8 protein-coding genes are annotated in these 6,194 nt (G+C 77.7%); 1 reads left to right on the forward strand and 7 read right to left on the reverse strand.

The window, feature by feature from the left end; translation table 11 throughout:
* From MNZ29_RS23235 to MNZ29_RS23265, 7 genes are all read right to left on the reverse strand, one after another.
* On the reverse strand, window positions 1-438 hold a 438-nt coding region (locus MNZ29_RS23235), incomplete at its 3' end, for a shikimate dehydrogenase (protein ID WP_374110858.1).
* Window positions 435-1,733: a 3-phosphoshikimate 1-carboxyvinyltransferase gene (aroA, locus tag MNZ29_RS23240; protein ID WP_242341436.1), complete on the reverse strand. Its 1,299-nt coding sequence runs from the start codon at window positions 1,731-1,733 to the stop codon at window positions 435-437. The genes aroA and MNZ29_RS23235, both read right to left, overlap by 4 nt.
* Window positions 1,730-2,575 carry a prephenate dehydrogenase gene (locus MNZ29_RS23245; RefSeq protein WP_242341437.1) on the reverse strand — a complete coding sequence of 282 codons (846 nt, stop codon included), beginning with the start codon at window positions 2,573-2,575 and terminating at the stop codon, window positions 1,730-1,732. The genes aroA and MNZ29_RS23245 overlap by 4 nt, the downstream gene beginning before the upstream one ends.
* 2 nt (window positions 2,576-2,577) lie before the next feature.
* Window positions 2,578-3,456: a 3-deoxy-7-phosphoheptulonate synthase gene (gene aroF / locus MNZ29_RS23250; protein WP_242341438.1), complete on the reverse strand. Its 879-nt coding sequence runs from the start codon at window positions 3,454-3,456 to the stop codon at window positions 2,578-2,580.
* Between the two features lie 178 nt (window positions 3,457-3,634).
* A complete protein-coding gene (gene aroH / locus MNZ29_RS23255; protein WP_242341439.1) occupies window positions 3,635-3,988 on the reverse strand; it encodes a chorismate mutase in 354 nt (117 codons plus the stop codon).
* A 119-nt stretch (window positions 3,989-4,107) separates the two neighbouring features.
* Entirely contained in the window at window positions 4,108-4,314 is a 207-nt protein-coding gene (locus tag MNZ29_RS23260) for a hypothetical protein (RefSeq protein WP_242356967.1), read from the reverse strand.
* Between the two features lie 53 nt (window positions 4,315-4,367).
* On the reverse strand, window positions 4,368-5,246 hold the full coding sequence (locus tag MNZ29_RS23265) for a CoA ester lyase (protein ID WP_242341441.1): 879 nt from the start codon (window positions 5,244-5,246) through the stop codon (window positions 4,368-4,370).
* A gap of 111 nt (window positions 5,247-5,357) precedes the next feature.
* Between MNZ29_RS23265 and MNZ29_RS23270 the strand changes: the two genes are divergently transcribed.
* Window positions 5,358-6,194, forward strand: an 837-nt coding sequence (locus tag MNZ29_RS23270; RefSeq protein WP_242356969.1) for a hypothetical protein, incomplete at its 3' end; no start/stop codon positions are given.

The following is a 6,194-nucleotide window of genomic DNA, read 5'->3' on the forward strand; positions in this document are numbered from 1 at the left end:
GGCGCCCGCGCGCACGAGCGCCCAGGCCGCCGCGCGCGCGGCCCCGCCCGCCCCGGCGAGGAGCGCGCGCGCGCCGGGCCGGAGGCCCTCCTCGCCGAGCAGCATGAGGCACGCCGCGGCGTCGGTGTTGAACCCCTCCCAGCCGCGCTCGGTGCGCCGGAGCGTGTTCACCGCCCCCACCTCGCGCGCGACCGGGTCCACCGCCTCGCAGAGCGCGGCCGCGGCCCGCTTGTGGGGGACCGTGACGTTGAGGCCCTGGAAGCCCAGCGCGTGCGCGCCGCGCAGCGCCTCCTCGAGCCGCTCGGGCGCCACCGGCAGCGCGACGTAGACGGCGTCGATGCCGAGGTGCTCGAAGGCCGCCGCCTGCAGCTCCGGCGAGCGGCTGTGGCGCACCGGCTGGCCGACGACGCCGTAGAGGGCGGTCCTCCCGCTGATCACGCGCCGCCCCCGGAGAGCCCGTCGAGGAGCGCGAAGAAGGAGGGGAAGCTCGTCGAGACGCAGGCGACGTCGTCGAGCACGACCTCCTCGCCCGAGAGGAGCTGCGCGATCGCCATCGACATGGCGATGCGGTGGTCGAGGCGCGTCTGCACGGTCACGCCGCGCAGCGGCGTCGGCCCCTCGATGGCGCAGCCGTCGTCGAAGAGCTCGATCCGCGCGCCCGCCCGGGCGAGCGTCTCTCCCATCGCGGCGAGCCGGTCGGACTCCTTCACGCGGAGCTCGCGGGCGTCGCGGATGACGGTCCGGCCGCGCGCCTGGGTCGCCATCACCATCACGACCGGCAGCTCGTCGATGAGCCGGGGGATGATGGCGCCGCGGATCTCCGTGGCCTGGAGCGCCGCCGCGCGCACGGTGACGTCGGCGCGCGGCTCGCCCGCGAGCTCGCGCTCGTTCGTCCGCACCACCTCGGCGCCCATCGCGGCGAGCACGTCGAGCAGGCCCGTGCGCGTCGGGTTCACCCCGAGGTTCCGCACCGTCACCTCGGAGCCGGGGAGCGCGGCCGCGCCGCAGAGGAAGAACGCCGCCGAGGAGATGTCGCCCGGGACGTCGACGCGGCCGCCGCGGGGCCGCGCCGGGGCGATCGTCACCTCGAGGCCGTCCACGCGGACCGGCACGCCCATCCCGGCGAGCATGCGCTCGGTGTGATCGCGCGAGCGCTCCGGCTCGGCGACCGAGGTCTCACCCTCCGCGAATAGCCCGGCGAGGAGGCACGCGCTCTTCACCTGCGCGCTCGCGACCTCCAGCGCGTGGCGCACGCCCCGGAGCGGCCGGCCGCGCACCACCACCGGCGGGAGCCGGTCGCCGTCGCGCGCGGAGAGATCCGCCCCCATGCGGCGGAGCGGATCGATGACGCGGCGGACGGGCCTGCGACGCAGCGAGGCGTCCCCGGTGAGGATCGAGAGGCCGGGCACGCCCGACAGGACGCCGGTGAGGAGCCGGAGGCTCGTGCCGGAGTTCCCGCAGTCCACCACGTCGCCTGGCTCGCGCAGCGCCGCGGGCGGGACGACCACGAGCTCGTCGCCCTCGGCGCGCACCGCCGCGCCGAGCGCCTCGACGGCGCGGCGGGTGGCGTGGACGTCCTCCGCGTCGAGGAGGCCGCGCACGCGGGTCTCGCCGGTCGAGAGGGCGCCGAAGAGCAGCGCGCGATGCGAGATGGACTTGTCGCCCGGGACCTCGATCGATCCGCGGAGCGGCCCCTCGCGACGGCAGGTGAGCGGTCCGGTTCCTGTGCTCAAAAGATCTCCTCCCGCGCCTTTCGCGCGGCCTCGAGCGCGTGGCGCGCCGCCTCGGGCGACTCGACGACGGCGGCGAGGAGCCGCGCGAGGTGGCGCTCGAGCCGCGCCGCCGCGTCCGGGAGCCCGGCGTTCCGCCGGGCGACCTCGCCCTGGATGTCGAAGGGGAACGCCGCGAGGCGCGTCATGTCCTTGAGGCCCGGGCCGGCGAGCTTCATGGCGAGCGGGCCGGCCTCGCGCGCGGCGACGGCGAGCGCGGAGGCGACGAGGTACGGCAGGTGCGAGACCATCGCCACCGCGCCGTCGTGCTCGGCGGCGGTGCAGCGCTCCACCTTGGCGCCGAGGGCGAGGTGCAGCGCGGCGACCCGCTCGACCGCCTCGGCGGGCGCGTCGGTGCAGACCGCCACCGTGCCGCCCTTCCACTTGTCGGCGCTCGCGCCGGCGTAGCCGCCGTGGCCGCCGAACATCGGGTGCGCGCCCACGAAGGCGACGCCCGGCCGGACCGCCGCCCGCGCCGCGGCGACGACGTGCGCCTTCGCGCCGCCGACGTCGGTGAGCACGGCGCCGTCGGGCAGGAGCCGCGAGACCGGCCCGAGGAGCGCCTCGATGGCGGCGACCGGCGTGCAGAGCACGGCGAGCTCGCACGCCGCGAGCGCGGCGTCCGGCGCCGCGCGGGCCTCGTCGGCGACGCCGTCGCCGAGCGCCTGGGCGCGGACGTCCTCCCGCGGCTCGACCGCGACGATGCGCACGGAAGGATCGACGGCGCGCACGGCGCGCGCGAGCGAGGCGCCCATGAGCCCCAGGCCGACGACGCCCATCGTGCGAGGGAGCGCGCTCGCGGCCACGGCTAGACCTCCCGCCCGACCGCGGCCGCCACGGCGGCCAGCCTGGGGAGGAGCGCCTCGAGCCCTGCGGGCGTGAGCGACTGCGGCCCGTCGGAGCGGGCGCGCGCGGGATCCGGGTGCACCTCGAGGAGCAGCCCGTCCGCCCCGGCGGCGACCGCCGCGAGCGCCATGGCCGGCACGAGGCTGCGCTTGCCGGTCCCGTGCGAGGGATCGACGACCACCGGCAGGTGCGTGAGCTCCTTCAGGACCGGCACCGCGGAGAGGTCGAGGGTGTTCCGCGTCGCGCGCTCGAACGTCCGGATACCGCGCTCGCAGAGGATGACGTCGGGGTTCCCGGCCGCGAGCACGTACTCCGCGGCCATGAGGAGCTCCTCGATCGTGCCGGACATCGCGCGCTTCAGGAGCACCGGCTTGCCGGCCGCGCCGACCGCGCGCAGGAGGTCGTAGTTCTGCATGTTGCGCGCGCCGATCTGGAGGCAGTCGGCGTACTCGGCGACGAGGCCGACCGCGTCCGGGCTCATCACCTCGGTCACCACCGGCAGGCCGGTGAGCTCGCGCGCGCGGGCGAGCAGCGCGAGGCCCTCCTCGCCGAGCCCCTGGAACGTGTACGGCGACGAGCGCGGCTTGAACGCGCCGCCGCGCAGGAGCCGGGCGCCCGCCGCCTTCGCCGCGCGGGCGACCGTCTCGAGCTGCTCCCAGCTCTCCACGGCGCACGGCCCCGCCACGACCGGCACGCGGCTCCCGCCGAACGCGACGGCGGCCGGGCCGCGCCCCACCGTCACGATCGTGCGGCCCGGGTGCAGCTCCAGCGAGGCGAGCTCGTACGGCTCCGAGACGCCCTCGATCTCCGCCTCGGAGGCGCTCTTCTTGATCGGCACCATCGTCCTCGAAGTCCTCTCTAGACGGGGGCTCTTCCCCCGCCCGACCGGGCGAGTCGCGCCGCGGCCGCCGGCCTCGCAGGCCGGGCGCGGCTCGAGGCGGCTCCGCGGCGCTCGCGGTGGCGCCCCGAAGGGCTCGCTCGGCTCGTTGACTGTTCACGGATCATGATCGGTGGTCCGCTCACGGCTCCCGGTGCAGATCCGGCCGCAGCGCCTGGGCGCCGCGAAGATACACGTGGCTGCGCGGCCCGGCGGAGTCGACGTGCAGGAGCACGCGCACCACCCGGGGCATCGAGCCCGGCACCGGGATCTCCTGGGAGCAGATCATGGGGACGCCCGTCCACCCGGCCACCCGCGCCGACCGGGCGGGGAAGTCCGCGTCGAGATCGTGGGTCACGGTGAAGATGGCCCAGACGATGTCGGCCGGGCCGATCTCGTTCCGCCGCTCGATCTCGCGGCACAGCTCGACGACGGCCTCTTCCATGGCCGGCACGCTGTTCGCCGCGACCTGCGTCGCCCCACGGATTCCGCGCATCGGGAGCGGAGGAGTCTACGGAATGGGCACACCCCTGTCCACCGCGCGGGGCGACCGGCGGCCCCGTGCGGCGCCGCACGGCGCGCGCGCGGAGCGGCGCGGGCCGGCGCCGCCGTGCTTCACCGCGAGTCCGCGCGCGACGAGGGGCCGAGCACGCGGAGGTCGCCCTGGACGGGCAGCCGCCAGACGCGCTTGCACCGGCGGCACTTGAGCTCGACCGCCCCCTCGACCACCCGGGCGAGCAGGCTGCCGCAGCCGCAGCGGACGTCGTCGCAGCCGTCTGAAGAGGCGGGCGGCGCCTCCTCCATGTTGCGAGTGATTCGCATTATCGACGGAGCGTAGTCGGCCGGGGACGCTCCTGTCAACCGGGCGGGTGCCCTCACTCAGCAGCCGGTCCCCGCGCGGCGATCGCCTCGGCGAGCGCCACGAGGCGGCGCGCTGCGGCGACGTGCAGCGCCTCGACGAGCCGCCCGTCCACCACCACGACGCCCTGCCCCGCCGCCTCCGCGGCGGCGTGCGCGGCGATCACCCGGCGCGCCTCCTCGAGCTCCGCGCCGCCCGGCGCGAACGCGCGGTTGGCGGCCGCGATCGTCTTCGGGTGGATGAGGGTCTTGCCGTCGAAGCCGAGGTCGCGCCCCTGCCGGCAGCTCGCCTCGAGCCCCGCGTCGTCCGCGAGGTCGAGGTGCACCCCGTCGAGCGCGGCGAGCCCGGCGGCGCGGGCGGCGAGCAGGAGGAGGCCGAGGCTCGTCAGCACCTCGAGCCGCCCCGGCGTGTGCCGTGCGCCGAGGTCCTTCACGAGGTCGCTCGTGCCCGCGACGAGGCAGGCGAGCCGCGGCGAGGCGCGGGCGACCTCGGCGGCGGCAAGGACGCCGCGCGGCGTCTCGATCATGCACCACACCGCGAGGCTCCCCGGGGCGCCGGCCGCCGCGAGCGCCGCCTCCGCCGCGTGCACCTCCGCGGCGGACTCGACCTTGGGCAGCACCACCGCATCCGCGCCGGCGCGCGCGAGGGCGGCGAGATCGTCCGCCCCCCACGGCGTGGCGAGGCCGTTCACCCGCACCGCGAGCTCGCGGTGACCGAAGCCGCCCGCCGCGAGCGCCTCCACCACGCGGGCGCGGGCCTCACGCTTCGCGGCCGGCGCGACGGCGTCCTCGAGGTCGAGGATGAGGGCGTCGGCGTCGAGCGTGCGCGCCTTCTCGATCGCGCGGGCGTTCGCGCCGGGGACGTAGAGGACGCTGCGGCGAGGGCGTACGGACACGGGGCCTCCTTCGGGTGCTCGGCCGAGCCTGCCAGAGCGCGGGGGCGACGCCCAGCCTGCCGTTCACCGAGCCGTTGCGGCGAGCCCGGGGGCGCCGAATGCTCCAGGTGCATGACGCTCGCCGCCGCCCTGATCGCGCTGCTCGCCGCGCAGGCGCCTCCCGCCGCGCCCGCCTCCGGGGCGGACCCCCGGGCGCTCGGCGCCGGGCGCCAGGAGGCTGCGGCCGCGAGCGCCCCGGCGGCGCAGGACGCGACCCGCGACGGCCGGAGCTCGGCGAGCGGGACCGACGCGGCGGCAGCCGCCACCGCTCCCGTGGGCTCACCCGGGCAGCCGGCCGCGGCTCCCGCGCGGAGCGGGGAGGCCGCCGCCGGGACCGCCTCCGGCGCGCCGGACGGCAACGCTGCCGCGGGCGTCGCGCGGCCGGTGGGACGCAGCGCGGACGACGCAGGCACCGCCGCGGAGCGGGAGGCGGCCCAGCGAGAGGAGCAGCTCCGCCTCGACGCGCAGGCGCTCGACGACGCGCAGCGCACCGCCGAGCTCGAGCAGCTCCGCAAGGAGGTCGAGGACCTGCGTGGCGCGGTGGACTCGCAGCGCGCGCGGGCCGACGCGCTCGAGGCGCGGCTCGCGGCGCGCGAGGAGGAGGAGGCGCGGCGCGAGACGGCCGCCGCGGAGGCGACGGCGGGACGCGCCGAGGCGACCGGCGCCACGCTCGGCGCGTTCGACGAGGCGCTGCGCTCGCTCTCGCAGGGCGACGCGTCGGGCGTCGACGCGGCGCTCGCGGCGCAGGCGGACACGCTCGAGCGCACGCGGCGGGACGCGCAGACGTACGGCGCCCGGGACGAGGCGATGGGGACCGGCGAGAGCGCCACCCACGTCGCCGAGGCGCGCGAGGCGCTCGCGCGCGGCGACCTCTACTCGGCGCGCCTCGCCTTGTGGCGCGCCGCCCTC

Source organism: Anaeromyxobacter sp. SG64, from assembly GCF_022690745.1.
In the GTDB taxonomy this organism is placed as follows: domain Bacteria; phylum Myxococcota; class Myxococcia; order Myxococcales; family Anaeromyxobacteraceae; genus Anaeromyxobacter; species Anaeromyxobacter soli.

Bases quoted from the DNA above. Each gene is read 5' to 3' on its own strand.
- MNZ29_RS23260 (WP_242356967.1), bottom strand. From the start codon at position 4,314: ATGCGAATCACTCGCAACATGGAGGAGGCGCCGCCCGCCTCTTCAGAC.
- aroF (WP_242341438.1), bottom strand. From the start codon at position 3,456: ATGGTGCCGATCAAGAAGAGCGCCTCCGAGGCGGAGATCGAGGGCGTC.
- aroH (WP_242341439.1), bottom strand. From the start codon at position 3,988: ATGCGCGGAATCCGTGGGGCGACGCAGGTCGCGGCGAACAGCGTGCCG.